Source organism: Ensifer sp. B1-9, assembly GCF_050474445.1.
Classification (GTDB): Bacteria; Pseudomonadota; Alphaproteobacteria; order Rhizobiales; family Rhizobiaceae; genus Ensifer.
On the sequence record NZ_JBCHVG010000007.1, the window covers coordinates 23,895 to 44,635 of the forward strand.

Consider the following 20,741-nt stretch of genomic DNA (forward strand, 5'->3'; position numbering starts at 1 on the left):
GCGCAGCAATTTCGGGATATCGGGGGCTGCAATGAAGGTTCTTCTGATCGGATCGGGTGGGCGCGAGCACGCCCTTGCATGGAAGATTGCACAGTCTCCCAAACTGACGAAGCTCTATGCGGCACCGGGCAATCCCGGCATTGCCGAAGAGGCTGTTATCGTCGCGCTCGACACGGACGACCATGCGGCCGTCGCCGCCTTCTGCCGCGAGGAAGCGATCGATTTCGTCGTGGTCGGTCCCGAGGGGCCGCTCGTCGCCGGTCTCGCCGACGTCCTGCGCGCAGCCGGCATCGCCGTGTTCGGCCCGTCCGCAGCCGCCGCCCAGCTTGAAGGCTCCAAGGGCTTCACCAAGGATCTCTGCGCCCGCTACGGCATTCCGACCGGCGCCTATGGCCGCTTCGCCGATGCCGAGACCGCAAAGGCCTATGTGCGCGAACAGGGTGCGCCGATCGTCATCAAGGCCGATGGCTTGGCTGCCGGCAAGGGCGTGACCGTGGCGATGACGCTCGACGAGGCGCTCGCCGCCGTCGACGATTGTTTTGCCGGCGCCTTCGGCGCGGCCGGCGCCGAAGTGGTGGTGGAAGCCTATCTCGATGGCGAGGAGGCGAGCTTCTTCTGCCTCTGCGACGGCAAGACCGCGCTGGCGCTTGCCTCCGCCCAGGACCACAAGCGGGTCGGCGACGGCGATACCGGACCGAACACCGGCGGCATGGGCGCCTACTCGCCCGCCCCGGTCATGACTGCGGAAATGATCGAACGCACGATGAAGGAAATCATCGAGCCGACGATGCGCGGCATGGCGGAAAGCGGCCATCCCTTCTCCGGCGTCTTCTTTGCCGGGCTGATGATCACCGCCAAGGGACCGGAGCTCATCGAATACAACGTGCGTTTCGGCGACCCGGAATGCCAGGTACTGATGATGCGGATGAAGAGCGACCTGTTGCCGCTGCTCTATGCGGCGGCAACCGGCACGCTCGCCGGCATGAGCGCGGAATGGCGCGACGAGACGGCGCTGACCGTCGTCATGGCCTCCAAGGGTTATCCCGGAAGCTACGCCAAGAACACGCCGATCAACGCCCTTCCCGCGGCCTCCGACACCACCAAGGTGTTCCATGCCGGCACAGCCATGAACGACGGAGCCCTGGTCGCAACCGGCGGCCGCGTGCTCAACATCACCGCAACGGGTGAAAATGCCGGCATGGCCAAGGACAGAGCCTATGCGGCGGTTGCAGCCGTTTCCTGGGAGAATGGCTTCTACCGGCACGATATCGGCTGGCGCGCGGTTGCACGCGAGAAAGCGTGAACCGGAGCGGAACTACTTCAATGTGCTACAGCGACTTGGCGCGTCCGATGGAGCGCGCGGCGCTGTAGTTTCTGGATCATTCTATTTTTACCAATTCTTCTGACGGGAAAGTAAGGGAGAGCGCATATTCTCGCCGCCAACAATTGCGGGAGAAGCCTATGCGCCTGTTGCTGATCACCACCGTTCTCGGGCTTGCCGCCGGCAACGCGGCGGCGTCGTCGATCGAGTCGGTCGCTTCCGGCACGACCGACAACGCCAGCGTCGCCACCGTCTCTTGCGCCGCGTGCCCGCCGCTGCAATCGAAGAAGAAGGTGACCTATGTCGTGCCGACGATTGCGGCGGGCGATGAGACGGTCGAGCTCAAGAAAATCAACGGCGAGATGAAGATGGTGCGCACCGAGGCCTGGCTCGGTGGCTCGCCGGTCGTCTTCGTGAGCAAGCCTTCGCAGGAGTTCATCAAGGCGGCGGCTGTCGAAGGCGATCCCTCCCCGACGGTCATCGTCTCGACGAATGCGAACGACCAGAATCCGGTGGCGGATGAAGCGAAGATGATCGCGGTCGACCGGACCGCAACGACCGCCGCGGTCACGCCTGTCGGCGCCTCCATGGGCGGCACGGCTAAAAAGGCGACGGCAGACGGCTCACAGCAATTTGATCCGTCCACCCTCGAACTTCGGCTAGACTGATCTCCTATCGGGAAAGTTCCCTGCCCCGCTCAGCTGTCCCCTGCATGCAAGGCTGACGGGCGTTTCGCTGCAAGAGCGAGAGATTGCGCCCCTGAGAGAAGCAGGGGCGCAATCTTTTATTCTGGGCTTTCCAATGCCTCGATCCGCGCGAGCAGCGCCTCGATCTGCCTGTCCGAATAGACTTCGATGCCATTGCCGGCGAGCAATGCTGCCGTGACGCCCTGCCCGGCGTGGCGCATGCCGGTAAAGCTCCCGTCATAGACGAAGCCGGAGCCGCAGGACGGACTGCCATCGATCAACAGCGCGAAGCGACAGCCCGTTTCCCGCGCCAGCGAAAGCGCGTTTTTGGCAGCCCGAACGAAACCTTCGGTGATGTCGCGGCCATTGATCTCCAGCACCTTTGCATTGCCCGCCAGCACATCCTTGCCGACGGCGCCGGCGGCGATCTCGGCCGGCGGACGCGGCACCGGCATGCCGGCAGACATTTCCGGACAGATGGTCACGAGACGGCCCTCGGCCCGCCAGCGATCGATCGCCGGATGAATGAGCGGCTTCGATTGGCCGTCGTAGCGGACGGCATGGCCCATGAGGCAGGCGCTGACGAGGATCTTTTCGGGCATGTCCTCCTCTACCCCGACGCCATGCCGATCAGCAAGCGCCTTCATGCCGTGCCGATCCCACGCATCAGATCCAGCGGTCGTTTTCCGCCGTGCGTTCGCCGCCCTCGTGGCCGGTGTTGAGGGTGCCGCGCGGCTCAATCAGCAGCATCTTCACCTCGCGCTCCGCACAGGGCTTGTGCTCCACGCCCTTCGGCACGACATACATTTCTCCCGGCCCGAGCGTTACAAATCCGTCGCGGAAGTCGATGCGCAGCGTGCCTTCGAGCACGATGAAGGCTTCATCGGTATCCTGGTGATCGTGCCAGATGAAGTCGCCCTCGATGCGCACGATCTTGAACTGGTAGTCATTGAGTTCGGCAATGACGCGGGGCTGCCACTGATCGCTGAAGAGCGAGAGCTTCTCGGCGAAATTGATCGGCTTGTGGGTCTTCGTCGCACTGTCCATAGGCTGTCTCCATCGGCTTGATGGAGACAGGATATAGGTCGCCCGGCGGCAGCCGGCTTGAACGTTTGTGCGAAGGCAATGGCCGAGGTCGCCGGCGAACCGGCGGCCGACCGGCTCGTCTTAGCCTGCGATCTTGGAGAAATCCGCAACGGTGCCGGTTGCCGAGCGGATCAGGCCGAGCAGCGCCAGGCGATTGGCGCGGATCGCGGCATCGTCGTCATTGACCAGTACGTCGTTAAAGAACTGGTCGACCGGCTCGCGCAGCCTTGCCAGCGCTTCCATCGCCGAGCGGAAGTCTTCCTTGGCAATCGCATCGCGCGCTTCGCCCGAACCAACTTCAACGGCCTGGTGCAACGCCTTTTCGGCATCGAGCCGGAAGAGGCCAGCATCGACGGCATCGGCGACGGTCGTTCCCTTCTTCTCTTCGGCCGCCAGGATCTGCGTCGCACGCTTGGTGCCGGCCAAGAGGTTCCGGCCTTCCTCGTCGGTGATAAAGGCCGTCAGCGCCTCGACGCGGCGGGCGATCATCAGCAGGTCGTCCGAATCCGGCGTCAGCACGGCGTCGATCAGATCATGGCGGGCGCCGAGATCGCGCAGATAGACCTTGAGGCGGTCATGGAAGAAGGAAAGCAGATCGGTGGAAACGTCGTCCGCGAGTGCCGGCTTTTGTGCTCGGAGAGCGACGAGCGCGGCTTCGAAGGCCGGCCGCAACGCCAGGCGCGCCTTGCCTTCCAATATCAGGCGGATGACGCCCAGTGCCGCGCGGCGAAGCGCATAGGGATCCTTGGAGCCGGTCGGCTTTTCGTCGATCGCCCAGAAACCGACGAGCGTGTCGAGCTTGTCGGCAAGCGCCACCGTCACCGCCACCGGATCGGTCGGCACCCGGTCGGACGGGCCCTGTGGCTTGTAGTGATCCTCGAGCGCATCGGCGACCGACTGCTCTTCGCCCTGCAGCAGCGCGTATTTGTGGCCCATGATGCCCTGAAGCTCGGGGAACTCGCCGACCGCCTCCGTGCGCAGGTCCGCCTTGGCGAGCACCGCGGCGCGGTCGACGAGTTTTGGGTCGGCACCGGTCACCTTGGCGAGTTCGCCGGCCAGTGCCCGGATACGGGCTACGCGTTCGCCCTGCGTGCCGAGCTTGGCGTGGAAGGTGACGTTCAGCGCATCGAGCTTGGCCATGCGCTGGTCGAGCGGCTTATCGAGATCGAGAGCGAATTTCTTCGCGGAGGCCCCGAGCGTTTCGAGGTCCGGCAGGTTGCCCTGGTCGCGGTGCCAGAAATGGGCCGCGTCCGAAAGGCGGGCGCGCACGACCTTGCCGTTACCGTGCACGATCTCCTTGCCGCCGTCCTTCGCCTCGATGTTCGAAACGAGGATGAACTTGTTGGAGAGGGTCTCGGCGCCGGGAGCGCGGGTGACGAAGCACTTCTGGTTGGTCTTGATGGTCAGCCGGATGATTTCCGAGGGGATTTCGAGATAGGCGTCCTCGAAGCTTCCCATCAGCACCTGCGGCCATTCGACGAGGCCCGAAACCTCTTCCAACAGGCCTTCGTCCTCGACCAGCTCAAGGCCGTTGGCGAAGGCGATGTTGCGCGCGTCGGCGACGATCATCTCCTTGCGACGCTCGCCGTCGAGAACGACCTTCGCCTTTTCGAGCTTTTCGGCGTAGTCGGCGAAGCGGCGAACCGTGATCGCCTCCGGCGCGTGGAAGCGGTGCCCGTAGGTGACGTTCGACGCGACGATGCCGTCGACTTCAAACGGGATCACGTGCGTTTCCTCGGTTTCCGAGCCGAAGGTGCAGACGACCGACTGCAGTGGGCGGACCCAGCGAAGCGCGCCGGGCCTTGCCGACGCCGCGCCGGAGCGCATCGGCTTCGGCCAGGGGAAATTGCGGATGATACCCGGCATTGCCTCGGCGATGATCTCTTCGGCCGGGCGACCCGGCTTGACGATATGGGCGACATAGAAATCGCCCTTCTTCGGATCGCTATGGACATGCGCCTCGCTGATCGAGGAAAGGCCGGCGCCGCGCAGGAAGCCTTCGATCGCCTTCTCGTTGGCGTCGGTGCGCGGGCCCTTGCGCTCTTCGCGGATATCGGCGGAACGGGCGTTGAGGCCACGGATGTCGAGCGTCAGTCGGCGCGGCGTCCAGTATTCGCGCGCCCCTTCATAGGTCAGGCCCGCCTCGACCAGGGCATCGGTCAGCAGCTTCTTGAGGTCGCCGGCCGCCTTGCGCTGCAGGCGGGCAGGAATTTCCTCGGAGCGGAGTTCGATAAGAAGATCGGGCATGGGAGTAACTTTTTCTGTTCCTGACGGTTGCGGCGGACTTAGCAATCTCTGGCAAGAATGTCACCAAGCCCGTCGATGAATTTGGCTGGTCCATGCACGGGCGCGCAGGCGGTTTCACCAACCGCCGCCGCCTCCGCCACCTCCACCGCCGCCGGAAAAGCCGCCGCCGGACGAAAAGCCTGACGATGACGATTTGGGCGGGGGCGGAAGGGACGATGTCATCGTCTCCGCCATCGAGCCGGCAAAGCCACCAATGCGGTCGCCGAAGGTGCTGGAGCCGAAACTGTCGCCCTGATACCAGCTCGGTTGATAGGCGGCTGCCGCGGCCGCTCCTGCCGCGGCAGCGAGCAACCAGCGATCGAAGGTCTCGGTCCAGGGCTTTTCGACGCCGAGCGCCACCGCATAGGGGAGCAGCGTTTCGAAATGCCGGGGCGACATTTCGGGCGCGCCCTGCATGTTCATTCGGTCCTTCTCCGCGAGCGTCATGTACTGTCTGAGCCCGTCGATGCCATCCATCATCCGCGTGCCGAGCGGCGTCGGCGCGCCCATCAGGAAGAAGAAGAGCACATTGACAAGAACGATGGCGCCGATGACGAACAGCAGGGGTAATTCGTCCGTCTCGGCCGCGGAATAGAAGACGGCGGCGAGGATCGCCGAGAAGATCGTGAAGGCCACGAAGCCGATGAAGGCGACGACCACGATCGACATGATCCGACTCATCAGGCTCTTCTCGCGGCGGAGCGACTTGCCGAAGGAGACGGCGAGGATCGATACGAAGAAGGCGATGAAAACAGGAACGATCACCAGCGGCAGGCTGTCTTCGCTGAGGTCGCCGAAGAAGAACACGGCCGCGACGGCCAGCACCGACAGGATGACGCCGGCGACCACGTAGCCGGTGTTTTCCAGATAATATTTGCCGCGGTGCTCGCGCTCCATGGCACTGCGGAAATCGGCTCCGGTCGCCTGCACCCGCGTGCCATGGGCGCGATCGATGGTGAGTTTACCGCCCGCGCCGTTGACCGCCTTCATCACGGCCGCTTCGCCGGTCGGCAGCTTTTCGTCGCTCTTCTTGCCGGTCGCGGCAATGACGATCGCGTTCTTCAGGTCCTCGAGGACCACATGCCCCTTGACCGCAAGGTTGAGCGCGGCCGCCGACAACGCCGTCCAGCCCTCGCCCGAGAAGCCCTTGTTGTCGATATAGTTGACGAGCGCCGGCGAGATGCCGTCCGGCGGATCCCAGCGCGGCACCATGACTCCGCGGTCCGGGTCGCGCCCGACCCTCAGCCAGGCTTGGCCGTAATAAAGCAGCACGACGACGAGCCCGGCACCGGCGATGACCAGCGCGAGGTGATCGCGCAGCCACCAGGCGTTCTCCTGGCTCGAGGAAGGCCTGTCGATGCTGCCCTTCGGCATCTTGATCGCGATCGTCAGCCCTTCCCGCGGATCGAGGCGGCGGGTGGTGGCGAAGAAGATCTCGCTGCCATCCCGCGATGCGCGGGCATCCTTGCCGGTCGCGCCGTAACCGCCGGTGAAGAAATCCAAGGCGTCGGCCCTGACGCCTTCCGGCAGTGTCACCGTCGCGCTTGCCTCGTCGATTGGGAAGTCCCACTCCGTACCGGTCACGTTCCAGTAGAGTTCGTCATGATCGTCGAAGAAACGGATCTGCCGGCCGGTTTCGTAGGTGAACTGAAAGGTATGCTCGCCCGGCTCCAGAAACACCTCCGCCGAGCCGGTGTAGATGCGGATGCCGCCGCTAACCGATTCGGTGCGGTAGGGCTCCTCGTCGCCGTCGCGCTCGACCGACAACAGCTTGAAGTCCACCTTGCTGCGCTTGCCCTTCGCATCGGTGAAGGTCAAAGGCAGGTCGCGATAGATGCCGCGGCGGATCTTGTTGCCCTCGACGGTCGCCGTGATCGTCTCGGTGACCGTCATCGTGCCATCCTTGGCGACATCGATGACGGAACGATAGGCGGAGAAGACCTCCTCCGCCCGACCGATACCCGCCGTTGCCAGCAAAAACACCAGAAAGGCAAAAGCGGCAGCAAGACGGGCCATGCGGATCAAGCTTTCTTCCGGTTGAAGTTCAAGGCACGTGGTCGATCTGATTGGTTAGAGCGGGATGCGCTCACATGCGTTCGCGCCGCTGCTCTAACCCTTTGTCTTTGCCGCATTTGTGCGACGTCAGGTGAGTCCACCTGTCTGCAAAATGCTCTAGAGCGGGATGCGGGCGGAAAACCGCATACACTTTTCCTCATTCCGCTCAGGCTCAGGGGCGGTCACCGGTGAATTCGACGCCGAGGGAGGCAAGCGCGTCCCAATAGGCCGGATAGGTCTTCGCAACGCAGCCCGGATCCTCGATGGTGATGCCGTGGATCTTCAGGCCGGCAAGCGCGAAGCTCATGGCGATGCGGTGATCGGCGAAGGTGTCGATCGAGGCCGGCAAGGTCTGGCCGGCAAGCGCCGGATCGGAAGAGACGATCAGGTCGTCGCCTTCCTCATGAGCCAGGCCCGGCCGGATTGCGGTGAGCCCCAGCGAAAGCGCGCGCACCCGATCGCACTCCTTGACGCGCAGGTTTGAGAGACCGACGAAGCGCACCGGCGTGTTGTTGAAGGCGGCGAGCACGGCGATCGTCGGGATCGCATCCTGCATCTGCGAACCATCGATGACAGCAGGCAGGTTCGGGAAGCTGGCGATCACCGCATGAGCGCGCGCATCCGGCTGCGAGAAGGCCGTGGCCGGAACGCCGAGATCGATGGCACCGCCGGTCAGGACTTCCGCAGCCCAGAGATAGGTCGCAGCCGAAGCGTCCGGCTCGATGACATAGTCGGCCGCCCGGTATCCTGTCGGCGCAACCTGCCAGACGGACGGGCTCACCTGCTCGACTTCGGCACCGAAGGCCCGCATGGCGGCAACGGTCAGGTCGATATAGCCGCGCGCGCCGATCTCGTCGCCGGCAAGCTCGATGCTGACCGGCCCTTTGGCGCCCGGCGCCGCCATCAGCAGGGCCGAGACATATTGGCTGGAAAGACCCGCATCGATGACGACGCGGCCGGACGGGAACCCGCCCGTGCCCTTGACGATAACCGGCGGGCAGCCGGTATCGGAGGTGACCTCGACGCCGAGGGTGCCAAGCGCCTCGACCAGCGGCTTGATCGGCCGCTTGCGCATGTGCTGGTCGCCGTCGACGACGACGGTGCCGTCGACGAGCGCCGCGGCCGCCGTCAGGAAGCGGGTCGCCGTTCCCGCATTGCCGAGGAACAGCGGCGCAGCCGGCGGCTTGAGCTTGCCGGTGCTGGTCACAACGAAGGTGGTTTCATCCGGCTCGTCGATCTCGACACCCATCGCCCTCAGCGCATCCGCCATGTAGCGGGTGTCGTCACTCTTCAAGGCACCCGTCAACCGGCTCGTGCCTTTCGCAAGGCCTGCGAGCAGCAGCGCACGATTGGTGATCGACTTCGAGCCCGGGGGGCGCACATGGCCGCGGAGCGGATGGTCGGTCGGCAGGATGGTCAGCTTTTTCATGGTATCGGTGGTCATCGAATGAGGTCTCTTGATGCGAATTGAGCCGCGGCGGGAGCCCGCGGCCGGAATGTTCATGGTGACCGGAGTCGCGGATGGAAGCGGTCAGAATTTGACCTGCGGCACCGCGCGGTCGGCCTCGTTGGTGATCTCGAAATAGCCGGCCTTGACGAAGCGGAAGGCGTTGGCGATGAGGTTCGACGGGAAGCTCTCGACCTTGACGTTGAGATCGCGGGCAGCACCGTTGTAATAGCGGCGCGACATCTGGATCTCGCCTTCGATCGTCTCCAGCGAGCGCTGCAGCTCGGCGAAATTCTCGTTGGCCTTCAGGTCCGGATAGGCTTCCGCGAGCGCGAACAGCTTGCCTAGCGCCTGGGACAACGCACCTTCGGCCTGGGCCCGCCCCTCGATGTCACCGGCCGGCACCGCCTGCGCCCGGTTGCGCATGGCGATCACCTCTTCGAGCGTCGATTTCTCGTGCGCCGCATAGCCCTTCACCGTTTCGATCAGGTTGGGAATGAGATCGGCGCGACGCTTCAATTGCACATCGATGCCGGACCAGGCCTCCTCGGCGATCTGCCGCGCCTTGACGAGACCGTTATAGACGAAAACCAGATACAGGATCACGACGACGGCGATTGCCAGACCGATCATAGGGTACCCTCCAAAGAATTCGCGCAGAGATTAGCATCCGCGTCTCAGCTTCATAGCGCTTTCTGCAGCATTCGGGCCGAGAAACGCACTCCTCCCCAATTGCGATCCGCAGCGTGAACGCACTGTTCACCGCAGCAACGCGCCCCCACGCCAAAACACCTCGAATCCTGTTCCAGCGGTAACGGCGACCGGGCGGGCGATCGGCGATAGTCGCCCCATCGAACAACCCGAAACCGAAGTGAAGATCATGAAAACGTTCGCAACCTTCATCAACGTGATCGCCTTTACGGCGCTCTTCGTTGCCTATGCGAGCGTTGGTTCCGCCGAACGGCCGACCGGTGTTCGCCGCGCCCTGCAGACCTATTCCGGCCAGGTCTACACCGGCGCCTATCCCACGCTGAAGCCGTTCTGCAAGAACGACATCAGCGCCACGCAGATCATCTGACCGCCGATGGAGCAGCGATCTGCGCCGCAATCGCTTCGGCCGCCGCATCCGCACCGAGTGCCGTAACGTCTATCTCAATCAACTGATCGCTCTTGCCCCGCAGCAGCCTGTTCGCTTTCCGCAATCCCACGAGTACCTCGGGATCGGTCAGCTTGTGCTGTTTGGTCCGACCCGCCCGCGTCAGCCGCTTGAGGTTCTCCTCGAGATCGCAATCGATGACGACCGCGACAAGGCGGGCTCCGCGCTTTCGCGCGAGCTCTGCACAATCCTCGAAGGTACCGCTATCGGAGGCATCGTCGGACAACGCGTCGGTGAAGACGAAGGATTGTTCCGCCGGCGCCTTCGCCAGATGTTCGAAAACGCTCTCGCGGATCGCAATGAGCGATAGAGCGGCGTGCCGCGCGCAAACAGCGCTTCGACCGGATTGATCAGCGTGTGATTGTCGGCGAGCCGCGCACCCAGCCTTTCGGCCAGATGGCGCGCGATCGTCAGTTTGCCGGTGCCGGGCCAGCCGTTGATGTGAACGACGAGCCCAGGCGTTTGCGTGGTCAAGCGGCATCCCGGTTGAAGTTCGCGCCGCCGGCGTCGGTCAAGAGGAAGGCTTCGCCGCAGGCCTTGGCCAGCGTGCGGACGCGCAGGATGTAGCTTTGGCGCTCCGTGACCGAGATGACGCCACGGGCATCGAGCAGGTTGAACACGTGGCTCGCCTTGATGCACTGGTCATAGGCGGGGAAGACGCATTTGTGCAGGTGATTGTTGCTGTGATCGCCCGGCGCGCCGGCGGCCAGCAACGCCTGGCACTCCGCTTCGGCATCGATGAAGTGCTGATGCAGCATCGCGGTGTTGGCGTATTCGAAATTGTAGCGCGAATATTCCTGCTCCGCCTGCAGGAAGACATCGCCATAGCTGATCTTCTCAGCACCCTCGCGGCCGTTGAAGTTCAGGTCGTAGACGTTGTCGACGCCCTGAACATACATGGCGAGACGTTCGAGACCGTAGGTCAGTTCGCCGGAAACCGGCGAGCATTCGATACCGCAGACCTGCTGGAAATAGGTGAACTGCGACACTTCCATGCCGTCGCACCAGCACTCCCAGCCAAGGCCCCAGGCGCCGAGCGTCGGGCTTTCCCAGTCGTCCTCGACAAAGCGGATATCGTGGAGCAGCGGGTCGAGGCCGATTGCCTCCAGCGAGCCCAGATAGAGTTCCTGCAGGTTGGACGGGTTCGGCTTCAGAAGCACCTGATACTGGTAGTAGTGCTGCAGGCGGTTGGGATTTTCGCCGTAGCGGCCATCTGTCGGGCGGCGCGACGGCTGCACATAGGCGGCGCGCCACGGACGGGGGCCGAGCGCGCGCAAGGTCGTTGCCGGATGGAAGGTACCGGCGCCTACTTCCATGTCGTAGGGCTGCAGGACGGCGCAACCCTTGTCGGCCCAATAATTGTGCAAAGTCAGGATCAGGGCCTGAAACGAGCGCTTCGGGTTCATATGATCGGGCAGAGTGGTCATGGATCGCGTCCGAATTTCTTCTAAAAAATGAGCCGGACTGGTGCCACGCCTGATGGCAGGGGTCAAGCAACTACAGCTCCGGCCCGCCAATTAGACGCGCCGGAGCTTCTACGCCCTGCGATCTCATCATTCGTCGTCGCGTTTCAGCCTGTACTCCCCGGTCTCGGGATCCTGGACCAGCGTGCCTTGCGCCCCGGTCCGTTCCTCGCGGCGGGTCTGTTCACGATGGCGCGTCAATTTCTGTGCATCGGCCACGAACTTGCGATAGCCGAGCCAGAAGATGAAACCTGCGATCAAGAGCAGGATGAGTTGCGGCATTTTTCCTCCAAGGCAACGCGCGCGGGCTAAAGCCCGAACCGCGCCCACAATGCCCTTTCCTCGATTGCTTCGGCAAGACCCGCTGCTGCCGACGCCGCCAGGGGCTCGACAATGGCGCCGGCAACGGCCGCGCCGGTCTGCCGGCGGCCGAAAAGGCTGCGCACCGGCTGGATGAGTTCGAGCCGTGCCTTTTCGCCGTAGCGCTTCTTCACCTCGCCGCGCAGGTCGCCGAGACCGTCGATGAGCCCCAGTTCCAGCCCGCGTCGTCCGGTCCAGAAAAGCCCGGAGAAGATATCCGGATCATCGGCGAGCATCTGCCCGCGACGGGCCTTGACCATCTGGATGAAAGTATCATGGATGTCGAGCTGCAGGTGCTTCAGAAAGGCGATGTCGTGTTCCTTTTCCGGCTGGAACGGATCGAGCATCACCTTGTTTTCGCCGGCGGTATAGACACGCCGCTCGACACCGATCTTCTTCAGCAGTTCCGGAAAGCCGAAGCCGCCCGAGACGACACCGATCGAGCCGACGATCGAGGTCGGATCGGCGATGATCTCGTCACCGGCGAGTGCGATCATGTACCCGCCCGAGGCGGCAACGTCCTCGACAAAGATCAGGACGCGCTTCTTCTTTTCCTGGGCGAGGTCCCGAATGCGCTGGTAGATCAGGCGCGACTGCACCGGGGAGCCGCCGGGCGAATTGACGGAGATCGCAACGGCGGGGGCGTCCTTCACCGCGAAGGCCTTTTCCAGGAGCGGTGCCGCCGTCGCCAGGTTGAGCACGGGCCGGAATTGCCCGCCGCCGGCCATGATCGCTCCGTGAAGCCGGACAACGGGGACCGTCACGCCTTCCCTGCGAAACCGCCTCGGCAACAACCGTCTCAGGAACGCCTTCATTTCAACTCCTGCCTGCTAGATCGCGATGATTTGGCTCGGATCGAGCCCAAAATCATAACCGTGACCGCTTCCCATAAGTTAGAGCGGGATGCGCGCGGAAACCGCATACATTTTCCTCATCGCACTCCGACAGCCAAGTATCCTAGCCTGTCCATGTCATGTAAGCGCCGGCGCGGCAAACGCAATCCGCATACGGTAAATCAACGGCGGCGATAGGCCGCGCGGCCATTGTTGAGATCGTCGACATGATCGGCGAAGCGGTGCCCTTCTTCATGCATGACGAGCGGCGCGCGCAACACCAACCGCTTGCGGCTCTGCTTGATCGCCGTCACCAGGATCCGCACGGCGTTTTCGCCGACGCGTGGATGAAGCGCCGTGATCTCGATGCCGCCGAAACGGCGGCCGCAGGCGGCGATGATCTCCGCGATCGATTCCGGCCGGGCGATCAGCGACAACTGCCCGCCCGGCTTCATGATCGCGCCGGCGGTCTTCACCCAAACCTCGAAGAGGCCCTCGCTCATCGCATGGGCCTCCGCCTTTAGAGTATCCGGCGTCTTGCGGTCGGACGCATCATTGAAGGGCGGATTCATGATCACGTGATCGAAGCTGTCATCGGCCAGGCCAGCGGCGACACGCGCCCTGCCGGCAAGCGAGACATCGGCCTCCAGCACAGAGACCCGCGACGCAAAGCGGGCGTTTTCGATGAGCTTCAGGCTGCGGCGGGCATAGTCCGCCATGATCGGCGAGCGCTCCACCAGGACCACCTCCGCACCTTCGATCCGCGAGGCGACGGCCATGCCGGCGGCACCTGCACCGGCACCCAGATCGGCGACGCGGCAGGGACGCTCCGCGGCAACGAGCGACGCCAGCAACATCGCATCCATGCCGGACCGATGCCCCTGCCCCAGCGGCTGGACGACGTGGAACTTGCCGCGATGAAAGGCATCGACGGTTTCAGTCGCAGCAGCAGTCATTAGTCTTGCACCTGCAGCATGGCCAGTTTGCATGGCACCCTCACGGCCGCAACTCCGCCTCGAGCCCAGCGTCGATCAGGATCCGCCGCGCGGCTTGCGCGTCTTCATCCGCAACCAGGAAACGGCGGGGCAGCAGGCCGAGCGAGCCTTCCAGAATACTCATCCCCTGATCGGCAATGAGGCTTGCGATGCCGGCATCCTTCATCAGGCTCTCGGCAAAGGAGAGCACGACGGCATCGTTGGTACGGATCAATTCCTTCATCCGGCGGTTTTCCTGTCCTATTTCAGCAAGCGGGACAATTCGCCTCTTGCCGCACGTGGCACCCCTTCCTATTGTCGAAAGCGACAATGAAAACAGGAGTCCCGGTGTGGGCGTAGTGATACCGCTGGAAGACAGCAAAAACAAACAGGCGTCCGTTAAGCCGCTCGTCGACCTGACTGCGCCGGACATGGAACGCGTCAACCAGCTCATCCTGTCGAAGGCCGGCTCCGACGTTCAGATGATTCCCGAGGTCGCCAACCACCTGATTTCTTCCGGCGGCAAGCGGCTGCGCCCGATGCTAACGCTGGCCTCCGCCTCGATGTTCGGCTACGAGGGCGACGCCCACGTGAAGCTCGCCACCAGCGTCGAGTTCATGCACACGGCGACGCTGCTGCACGACGACGTCGTCGACGAAAGCGACCTTCGCCGCGGCAAGTCGACCGCACGCACGATCTGGGGCAATCAGGCGAGCGTTCTCGTCGGCGACTTCCTGCTCGGCCAGGCGTTCCGCATGATGGTCGATGTCGGCTCGCTCGACGCGCTCGACGTGCTGTCGACTGCAGCTTCCGTCATCGCCGAAGGCGAAGTCCTCCAGCTTTCCGTTGCCAAGAACATGGAAACGACCGAGGACGACTATCTGCAGGTCATCCGCGCAAAGACCGCGGCACTCTTTGCCGCTGCCGCCGAAGTCGGGCCGATCGTCGCCCAGACCAGCAAATCCGATCGCAACGCCCTGAAGTCCTACGGCATGAACCTCGGCCTCGCCTTCCAGCTCGTTGACGACGTGCTCGACTACGGCGGCTCGTCAAGCGATCTCGGCAAGAATGTCGGCGACGATTTCCGTGAAGGAAAGATCACGCTTCCCGTGATCCTCTCCTATCGTCGCGGGACGGCGGAAGACCGTGCGTTCTGGCGCGAGGCGATCGAAGGCGGCGACAGCAGCGATGCCAATCTCGACAAGGCGCTCGGCCTGATCAAGCGCTACGGCGGCTTGAGCGATACCATCGCGCGCGCCCAGCACTATGGCACGATCGCCCGCGATGCATTGGCACCGCTGCCGACTTCTCCCTGGAAATCGGCTCTCACGGAAGTGATCGACTTCTGCATCGATCGGGTAAGCTGACGGGACCTCGACCGTACCGGGACGAACGACAGGAATTTCTTGCCGCATTGCGCCAAAAAAGCCATTCTGTTCCTCAAGAGTTGTGCTGGCTATATGTGGCTGACTCCGATAACAACCCTTAGTGGTGCGCAAGGCCGAGCAATCGGCACGAAAGGTTTGACATGCGGCAAATGACGATCCTCCGCCTCCTCAGCGGCGCAGCACTGCTGGCTCTCGCCGCAGTCAGCGGCAGCCACCAGGCCTTCGCGGAAGATAAGGCCGCCGCGGTTGAGGAAAAAAGCGAACCCTTTGACATCAAGTCGGTGAACACCTTCGCGGGCGCCTTCCTCGCTGCCCGTACAGCCGATACGGACCGCGATTTCGCATCCGCGACCGAGCTCTACAAGATCGCGCTGCAGTTCGAACCCAATAACAACGACGTCAAGCAGCGTCTGATGATTACGCTGCTGATGGCCGGCCAGTTCGACGAAGGCGCGAAGATTGCCGATCAACTCAAGTCCGACCCGGCCGTCGAACGCATCACCACCGTGATCCGCGCGATCGAAGCGATCCGCAAGCGCGAGTATCGCAATGCGCAGAAGCTCCTGAACTACCAAGGCCCCAACGATCTCGACCGGCTGATGAACGGCCTGCTTTCGGCCTGGGCGAAATTCGGTCAGGGCAAGCCGAAGGAAGCGCTGGCACAGATCAACAGCCTCGAAGGTCCCGACTGGTTCCGCGTGTTCAAGAACTATCACGCGGGAGCGATCGCGGTTGCCGCGGGCGACAAGCAGACCGCCCGGACCAGGCTCAACGATGCCATTCTGGATCGCGAAGGCGGGAGTGCGGCGCCTGACACCTTCATGCGGGCGGTCGAAGCGCTCGCCCGTTTCGAGGCGCGCGAAGGCAACAAGCAGAAGGCGCTCGACACCGTCGCCGTCGGCGAAAACATGGTCAACAACTATACGCCGCTGCAGGCGCTGAGGGCCGATATCGAGAACGGTGTTCCGCAGGAACAGCAAGTCAAGAACGCCAGCCAGGGTACGGCAGCGGTGCTCTTCTCCATTGGTGCCGCGCTCAACCGCGACGGCGCCGAGGACATCGTTTCGCTCTACCTGCAGACCGCCCGCCGGCTCGACCCCGACAGTGCCGACATTCTGGTGATGCTCGGCGGCATTGCCGAGAACCTGAAGAAGCCGAACGAGGCGATCGAGCTCTATAAGGCGATACCGGAGACCTCCCCGATGCGGCGGGTCTCGGAACTGCAGCTCGGCTTGAGCCTCGCCAGCATCGGCAAGGTCGACGAGGCGAAGAAGCACCTGAAAGCGCTGATCGACGTCGATCCGAAGAACATCCGCAACTATCTCGCCTATGGCAGCGTGCTCTCCGATGCCAAGGACTACAAGGAGATGGGCGAGCTCTACGACAAGGCCGTCGAACAGATCGGGCCCGTGCCGAAGCGCAGCGACTGGACCGTGTTCTTCCAACGCGGCATCGCCTACGAGCGCCAGAAGCTCTGGGACAAAGCCGAGCCGAACTTCCGCAAGGCGCTGGAACTCAACCCGGACCAGCCGCAGGTGCTGAACTATCTCGGCTATTCCTGGGTCGACATGAACATCAACCTCGACGAAGGCCTCGAGATGATCCGCAAGGCGGTCGAACTGAAGCCGGACGACGGCTACATCGTCGATTCGCTCGGCTGGGCCTATTTCCGCATGAGCCGCTTCGACGATGCGGTGGTGGAACTGGAAAAGGCGGCTGAACTGATGGCCGGCGACCCGACGATCAACGACCACCTTGGTGATGCCTACTGGCGTGTCGGCCGCAAGCTCGAAGCGGTGTTCCAATGGACGCAGACGCTGGAATTGAAGCCCGAGGAAGCCGAAATCCCGAAGATCAAGGCGAAGATCGAAAACGGTCTGCCGCCGCTGAAGGAAGAGGTTCCGGCCTCGGCCGACGCCAAGGAAACCGCGCCGAAAAAGGTAGTCCCGGAAGCGCCGGCGCCGGACAAGAAGTCCTGATCGATCCATGATCGAGGACGGCATTGTGGGCTTCACGCTGACGCGCGCGGCGCCCGCAAAGATCAATTTGGCGCTTCACGTCGTCGGCCAGCGGGCCGACGGTCACCATCTTCTCGAAAGTCTCGTCACCTTTGCCGATCGCGGCGACCGGATCGGGTTTGCATCGGCAGACGCCGATCTCTTCACTGTGTCGGGGCCCTTTGCGGCCGAACTGCCGATGGATGCCAGCGCTGAGGGCGGAAATCTGGTTCTAAAGGCGCGAGACCTCCTGCGTGAAGAGCTGCGGTCCCGCAATCCCGCCGCTGCGGGGCCTGTCCATCTGCATCTCGAAAAGAACCTCCCCCTCGCTTCCGGCATCGGCGGCGGCTCCGCCGACGCGGCGGCAACGCTTCTCGGGCTGCTCGATCTTTGGGGCGCGACGATCGAACCCTCCCAACTCGATGCGATGGCATTGACGCTCGGCGCCGACGTACCGATGTGCCTCGCCGGCATGTCCCTCATCGCGAAAGGTATCGGCGAGGACATCACTCCGCTTGCCGACCTTCCATCCCTGCCCCTGGTTCTGGTCAATCCGCTCGTCGGCGTTTCGACGCCTGTCGTCTTCCGGACGCTCGCGAACAAGACCAATCCGCCGCTCGTCCTGCCTCGGGACATGAAGATGATGGACGACTGGCTGTCGGCCATGGCAACGATGCGCAACGATCTGCAGCCGCCGGCGCAGCAATTGCAGCCCGTGATCGGCGACGTCTGCCAGGCGCTCACGGAAGCCGGAGCGATCCTGGTGCGGATGTCAGGTTCGGGCGCCACCTGCTTTGGCATTTTCGACGACGGTGAACGCGCGGCTGCGATAGCGCGCACTCTTTCGGCGGCACAGCCCGGCTGGTACGTTCTCGCCTGCAACACGACAGGGAGAGACAGGTAGAATGGCCGGCATCGACGAAAAACGTCCCTTCATTCCCGTCGGAATCGCCATCCTTACGGTGTCCGACACACGCACGCTCGCCGATGACAAATCAGGCGACACGCTGGCGTCGCGCGTGCGTGACGCAGGCCATCGCCTGGAAGCACGCGCGATCGTGCCAGACGATCAGGCGAGGATCTACGAGCAGGTGAGGGCCTGGACGCTCGAGCCAGCGATCGACGTGGTGATCACGACGGGGGGTACGGGATTTACCGGCCGGGATGTGACGCCGGAGGCGCTGGAGCCACTCTTCGAAAAACGCATGGACGGCTTCTCCGAGGTTTTCCATCGGATCTCCTACGAGAAGATCGGCACCTCCACCATCCAGTCGCGTGCGACCGGCGGCGTCGCCAACGCCACCTTCATTTTCGTTCTGCCGGGATCGCCGGGCGCCTGCCGCGACGCGTGGGACGGCATCCTGAAGCAACAGCTCGACTACCGGCACATGCCCTGCAACTTCGTCGAGATCATGCCGCGGCTCGACGAACACCTGAAACGCGGCTGAGCCGAAGCCGCCACGCTCCTCGCTCTTCGGGCGCATCTGTTACCGTTGTAACAGACAGCCATTTTTCCCGTCATTAGCGTCCGATGTCAGCCCAGCGAGATCGGCCGCCGCACCTTTCTTTGGGCTGCAAAGACGCCTCCCCGCCGCTATTCCCCGAGCGGGGAAAACAAGGGAATACGACGTGCAGCCAGAATGCTGCCCGGCAAGAAATTTACCAGACACGGTCATTTGAGAGCCACCTTGAGGTGCCGTCCCCTGGGGACTGGCACCTTTCTCATGCGGCAATCAGCGAGGCCCTGGCGCCCGCCTGCTTTCGACGGCAACCCAGGCCGGAACGAGTTCCGTCGAGAGTTTGCGAACGGTCCGGACATTTGTCATGTCTCCAAGGCATTGGTTGCCCTCAGCCGCCGTCAGCGCATCGTGTTTGCTCATCAGAAAACCCGCTTCCAGCGGTTTCTTCCGCCGGACCAGGCGGCTGAAGAACGGCTTGCGGTGCATTCTGGAATCGGAGAACCGCGCAGGTGCCCTGTTGAGCGCGACATATTCGGCAAGCTCGTCGACCCACCGGCCGATCGGACGGGCACCGGGTTCCAGCAGCATCAGCCATTCGCCGCGCGCCGAAAGCACGATTTCGCGGAGATTCCAGTCGACGCAAAAGCGGCAGCCGGCCGCTTCCGCCACGCGCGACGAGCCGTCCTTGGAGCCGTGATCGAGGATGATCACATCGCTGACCAGGCCCTCCACGGCTCCGGCGACGAGCACAGACAGCGTCTGAACCAGCTCGGCTTCGTTGTCTTGCGTTTCCATGATGATCGTCAGCATAGCTCGTCCTACCGCATCACCGCCACAATTGCTACATGCCCGGCCGGCGTTGGTCGCGAACGGGGAAGCGCGGATCCCGACCAGATCGGCCCTGCTTTTTGTTCTTGAATTGTTCTCGTATTCGCGATAGGAAAATAATCAGAACAAAACGGGATCAAAGATCTGATTCCGGGGAGATTCCAATGAACGAGCTGTCTCAGATCAGGCAGGGTGCGCTTGCGCCCGCCAATACGGCGGATGTCGCCGAAGCGATGATGAGCGCAACGGGCCTGCGGATCGACATCGACCGCCGCCGTGGACGCGGCGCCGGGCTCAACATGTCCGGCCGCTTCGAGCCGCAGGCGCGGGAAAGCTTCGACGATGGCTGGGAAAGCCTGGAGGATCTGCCGCCCTTCAAGACCGAAGTCCAGGTCGAGAAGCCACGGACGGTGATCACCCGAAACGAATCCCCCGACATCTCCTTCGATCGTTCGATCAATCCCTATCGCGGCTGCGAGCACGGCTGCATCTATTGCTTCGCCCGGCCGACGCACGCCTTCATGGGCCTGTCGGCCGGTCTGGATTTCGAGGCGAAGCTCTTTGCCAAGCCGGATGCGGCGCGGCTGCTGGAGCGCGAGTTGGCGCGACCGGACTACAAGGTCAGGCCAATCGCCATCGGTACCAACACGGACCCCTATCAGCCGATCGAAAAGGAATGGCGCATCATGCGTCAAATCCTCGAAGTGCTGAGAGATGCCAACCATCCGGTCATGATCGTCACCAAGTCGGCGATGGTCACCCGCGACATCGACATTCTCGCGCCGATGGCCGAGAAGGGGCTGGTGCGGGTCGGCATCTCGGTCACGACCCTGGACCGCAAGCTGGCGCGAACGATGGAGCCGCGCGCCGCGACGCCGGCCAAGCGGCTGGAGGCGATTCGCGCCATGGCCGAGGCCGGCATTCCCGCCGGCGTTCTCGTCTCGCCGATCATCCCGGCACTCAACGACCATGAGATCGAAAGGATTCTGGAAGCGGCGAGGACAGCCGGGGCGACGGAGGCGAGCTATGTGCTTCTGCGGCTGCCGCTGGAGGTAAGCCCGCTGTTTCGCGACTGGTTGCTGCGCAACTATCCGGATCGCTACCGACACGTCATGTCGCTCGTCCGCTCCATGCGTGGCGGCAAGGACTATGACGCCGAATTCGGCAAGCGCATGAAAGGCGCCGGTCCCTATGCCTGGCAGATCGGCCGCCGCTTCGATCTCGCCATCAAGCGCCTCGGCTTCAACCCGACGCGCCGGCAGCTTCGCGACGATCTGTTCGTGCCACCGCTCGGAACGGGGGTGCAGCTCTCGCTCCTTTGAAGGTTCTCCGGAATGGCCTTCGCGATGGCTATTCCGGATTTGTGACCGACTTCACGCGCCGAGGATGCCCGGGAAATGG

Annotated in this window: 21 protein-coding genes; 8 read left to right on the forward strand and 13 right to left on the reverse strand. The window is 63.3% G+C overall.

Annotated elements, in window-relative coordinates; all coding sequences use genetic code 11:
- The first annotated feature begins 31 nt into the window (after positions 1–31).
- A complete protein-coding gene (purD, locus tag ACQ5BM_RS14060; RefSeq protein ID WP_429812109.1) occupies positions 32–1,303 on the forward strand; it encodes a phosphoribosylamine--glycine ligase in 1,272 nt (423 codons plus the stop codon).
- Positions 1,304–1,461: 158 nt separating this feature from the next.
- Positions 1,462–1,989, forward strand: coding sequence for a plant virulence effector HPE1-like domain-containing protein (locus ACQ5BM_RS14065; RefSeq protein ID WP_429812111.1), 528 nt, complete (start codon positions 1,462–1,464; stop codon positions 1,987–1,989).
- 116 nt (positions 1,990–2,105) lie between these two features.
- Here the strand turns inward: ACQ5BM_RS14065 and ACQ5BM_RS14070 are convergent, their stop codons facing one another.
- The 6 genes from ACQ5BM_RS14070 to ACQ5BM_RS14095 form a co-directional block, all read right to left on the reverse strand.
- Positions 2,106–2,609: a DUF523 domain-containing protein gene (locus ACQ5BM_RS14070; RefSeq protein ID WP_429812872.1), complete on the reverse strand. Its 504-nt coding sequence runs from the start codon at positions 2,607–2,609 to the stop codon at positions 2,106–2,108.
- 64 nt (positions 2,610–2,673) lie between these two features.
- Complete coding sequence (locus tag ACQ5BM_RS14075) at positions 2,674–3,054, reverse strand: cupin domain-containing protein (RefSeq protein ID WP_429812114.1); 381 nt, start codon at positions 3,052–3,054, stop codon at positions 2,674–2,676.
- Positions 3,055–3,174: 120 nt separating this feature from the next.
- On the reverse strand, positions 3,175–5,340 hold the full coding sequence (gene glyS, locus ACQ5BM_RS14080) for a glycine--tRNA ligase subunit beta (RefSeq protein ID WP_429812117.1): 2,166 nt from the start codon (positions 5,338–5,340) through the stop codon (positions 3,175–3,177).
- A gap of 114 nt (positions 5,341–5,454) precedes the next feature.
- A complete protein-coding gene (locus ACQ5BM_RS14085; protein WP_429812874.1) occupies positions 5,455–7,395 on the reverse strand; it encodes a DUF2207 domain-containing protein in 1,941 nt (646 codons plus the stop codon).
- A 211-nt stretch (positions 7,396–7,606) separates the two neighbouring features.
- The gene (gene aroA, locus ACQ5BM_RS14090) at positions 7,607–8,878 is read right to left on the reverse strand and encodes a 3-phosphoshikimate 1-carboxyvinyltransferase (protein ID WP_429812120.1); all 1,272 of its coding nucleotides are present in this window, start codon (positions 8,876–8,878) and stop codon (positions 7,607–7,609) included.
- An 87-nt stretch (positions 8,879–8,965) separates the two neighbouring features.
- A complete protein-coding gene (locus ACQ5BM_RS14095) occupies positions 8,966–9,514 on the reverse strand; it encodes a LemA family protein (RefSeq protein WP_429812123.1) in 549 nt (182 codons plus the stop codon).
- Between the two features lie 247 nt (positions 9,515–9,761).
- Between ACQ5BM_RS14095 and ACQ5BM_RS14100 the strand changes: the two genes are divergently transcribed.
- On the forward strand, positions 9,762–9,959 hold the full coding sequence (locus ACQ5BM_RS14100) for a hypothetical protein (RefSeq protein ID WP_429812126.1): 198 nt from the start codon (positions 9,762–9,764) through the stop codon (positions 9,957–9,959).
- Here the strand turns inward: ACQ5BM_RS14100 and ACQ5BM_RS14105 are convergent.
- From ACQ5BM_RS14105 to ACQ5BM_RS14130, 6 genes are all read right to left on the reverse strand, one after another.
- On the reverse strand, positions 9,952–10,263 hold the full coding sequence (locus tag ACQ5BM_RS14105; protein ID WP_429812129.1) for a hypothetical protein: 312 nt from the start codon (positions 10,261–10,263) through the stop codon (positions 9,952–9,954). The genes ACQ5BM_RS14100 and ACQ5BM_RS14105 overlap by 8 nt on opposite strands.
- Before the next feature lie 244 nt (positions 10,264–10,507).
- A complete protein-coding gene (locus ACQ5BM_RS14110; RefSeq protein ID WP_113538037.1) occupies positions 10,508–11,464 on the reverse strand; it encodes a glycine--tRNA ligase subunit alpha in 957 nt (318 codons plus the stop codon).
- 126 nt (positions 11,465–11,590) lie between these two features.
- On the reverse strand, positions 11,591–11,782 hold the full coding sequence (locus ACQ5BM_RS14115) for a hypothetical protein (RefSeq protein ID WP_429812132.1): 192 nt from the start codon (positions 11,780–11,782) through the stop codon (positions 11,591–11,593).
- 26 nt (positions 11,783–11,808) lie between these two features.
- Positions 11,809–12,675 (reverse strand): S49 family peptidase, encoded by an 867-nt coding sequence (locus ACQ5BM_RS14120; RefSeq protein WP_429812134.1) that lies wholly within the window; start codon positions 12,673–12,675, stop codon positions 11,809–11,811.
- Between the two features lie 200 nt (positions 12,676–12,875).
- Positions 12,876–13,649, reverse strand: coding sequence for a tRNA1(Val) (adenine(37)-N6)-methyltransferase (locus tag ACQ5BM_RS14125; RefSeq protein ID WP_429812137.1), 774 nt, complete (start codon positions 13,647–13,649; stop codon positions 12,876–12,878).
- A gap of 40 nt (positions 13,650–13,689) precedes the next feature.
- The gene (locus tag ACQ5BM_RS14130; RefSeq protein WP_429812139.1) at positions 13,690–13,911 is read right to left on the reverse strand and encodes a DUF2007 domain-containing protein; all 222 of its coding nucleotides are present in this window, start codon (positions 13,909–13,911) and stop codon (positions 13,690–13,692) included.
- 106 nt (positions 13,912–14,017) lie between these two features.
- Here ACQ5BM_RS14130 and ACQ5BM_RS14135 point away from each other — a divergent pair, with 106 nt between their 5' ends.
- From ACQ5BM_RS14135 to moaB, 4 genes are all read left to right on the forward strand, one after another.
- Positions 14,018–15,034: a polyprenyl synthetase family protein gene (locus ACQ5BM_RS14135; RefSeq protein WP_429812140.1), complete on the forward strand. Its 1,017-nt coding sequence runs from the start codon at positions 14,018–14,020 to the stop codon at positions 15,032–15,034.
- Positions 15,035–15,195: 161 nt separating this feature from the next.
- Positions 15,196–17,034 (forward strand): tetratricopeptide repeat protein, encoded by a 1,839-nt coding sequence (locus tag ACQ5BM_RS14140; RefSeq protein ID WP_429812143.1) that lies wholly within the window; start codon positions 15,196–15,198, stop codon positions 17,032–17,034.
- 7 nt (positions 17,035–17,041) lie between these two features.
- Positions 17,042–17,956: a 4-(cytidine 5'-diphospho)-2-C-methyl-D-erythritol kinase gene (locus ACQ5BM_RS14145; RefSeq protein ID WP_429812144.1), complete on the forward strand. Its 915-nt coding sequence runs from the start codon at positions 17,042–17,044 to the stop codon at positions 17,954–17,956.
- A gap of 1 nt (position 17,957) precedes the next feature.
- Positions 17,958–18,500: a molybdenum cofactor biosynthesis protein B gene (gene moaB / locus ACQ5BM_RS14150; RefSeq protein WP_429812146.1), complete on the forward strand. Its 543-nt coding sequence runs from the start codon at positions 17,958–17,960 to the stop codon at positions 18,498–18,500.
- A 285-nt stretch (positions 18,501–18,785) separates the two neighbouring features.
- Here the strand turns inward: moaB and ACQ5BM_RS14155 are convergent, their stop codons facing one another.
- Complete coding sequence (locus tag ACQ5BM_RS14155) at positions 18,786–19,322, reverse strand: glycosyl transferase (protein ID WP_429812149.1); 537 nt, start codon at positions 19,320–19,322, stop codon at positions 18,786–18,788.
- Between the two features lie 182 nt (positions 19,323–19,504).
- Here ACQ5BM_RS14155 and ACQ5BM_RS14160 point away from each other — a divergent pair, with 182 nt between their 5' ends.
- The gene (locus ACQ5BM_RS14160) at positions 19,505–20,662 is read left to right on the forward strand and encodes a PA0069 family radical SAM protein (protein WP_247958012.1); all 1,158 of its coding nucleotides are present in this window, start codon (positions 19,505–19,507) and stop codon (positions 20,660–20,662) included.
- The last annotated feature ends 79 nt before the right edge of the window (positions 20,663–20,741 follow it).

Coding starts and splice junctions, on each gene's coding strand:
- purD (WP_429812109.1), top strand. CDS start 32: ATGAAGGTTCTTCTGATCGGATCGGGTGGGCGCGAGCACGCCCTTGCA.
- ACQ5BM_RS14065 (WP_429812111.1), top strand. CDS start 1,462: ATGCGCCTGTTGCTGATCACCACCGTTCTCGGGCTTGCCGCCGGCAAC.
- ACQ5BM_RS14070 (WP_429812872.1), bottom strand. CDS start 2,609: ATGCCCGAAAAGATCCTCGTCAGCGCCTGCCTCATGGGCCATGCCGTC.
- ACQ5BM_RS14075 (WP_429812114.1), bottom strand. CDS start 3,054: ATGGACAGTGCGACGAAGACCCACAAGCCGATCAATTTCGCCGAGAAG.
- glyS (WP_429812117.1), bottom strand. CDS start 5,340: ATGCCCGATCTTCTTATCGAACTCCGCTCCGAGGAAATTCCTGCCCGC.
- ACQ5BM_RS14085 (WP_429812874.1), bottom strand. CDS start 7,395: ATGGCCCGTCTTGCTGCCGCTTTTGCCTTTCTGGTGTTTTTGCTGGCA.
- aroA (WP_429812120.1), bottom strand. CDS start 8,878: ATGACCACCGATACCATGAAAAAGCTGACCATCCTGCCGACCGACCAT.
- ACQ5BM_RS14095 (WP_429812123.1), bottom strand. CDS start 9,514: ATGATCGGTCTGGCAATCGCCGTCGTCGTGATCCTGTATCTGGTTTTC.
- ACQ5BM_RS14100 (WP_429812126.1), top strand. CDS start 9,762: ATGAAAACGTTCGCAACCTTCATCAACGTGATCGCCTTTACGGCGCTC.
- ACQ5BM_RS14110 (WP_113538037.1), bottom strand. CDS start 11,464: ATGACCACTCTGCCCGATCATATGAACCCGAAGCGCTCGTTTCAGGCC.
- ACQ5BM_RS14115 (WP_429812132.1), bottom strand. CDS start 11,782: ATGCCGCAACTCATCCTGCTCTTGATCGCAGGTTTCATCTTCTGGCTC.
- ACQ5BM_RS14120 (WP_429812134.1), bottom strand. CDS start 12,675: ATGAAGGCGTTCCTGAGACGGTTGTTGCCGAGGCGGTTTCGCAGGGAA.
- ACQ5BM_RS14125 (WP_429812137.1), bottom strand. CDS start 13,649: ATGACTGCTGCTGCGACTGAAACCGTCGATGCCTTTCATCGCGGCAAG.
- ACQ5BM_RS14130 (WP_429812139.1), bottom strand. CDS start 13,911: ATGAAGGAATTGATCCGTACCAACGATGCCGTCGTGCTCTCCTTTGCC.
- ACQ5BM_RS14140 (WP_429812143.1), top strand. CDS start 15,196: ATGCGGCAAATGACGATCCTCCGCCTCCTCAGCGGCGCAGCACTGCTG.
- ACQ5BM_RS14145 (WP_429812144.1), top strand. CDS start 17,042: ATGATCGAGGACGGCATTGTGGGCTTCACGCTGACGCGCGCGGCGCCC.
- moaB (WP_429812146.1), top strand. CDS start 17,958: ATGGCCGGCATCGACGAAAAACGTCCCTTCATTCCCGTCGGAATCGCC.
- ACQ5BM_RS14155 (WP_429812149.1), bottom strand. CDS start 19,322: ATGCTGACGATCATCATGGAAACGCAAGACAACGAAGCCGAGCTGGTT.
- ACQ5BM_RS14160 (WP_247958012.1), top strand. CDS start 19,505: ATGAACGAGCTGTCTCAGATCAGGCAGGGTGCGCTTGCGCCCGCCAAT.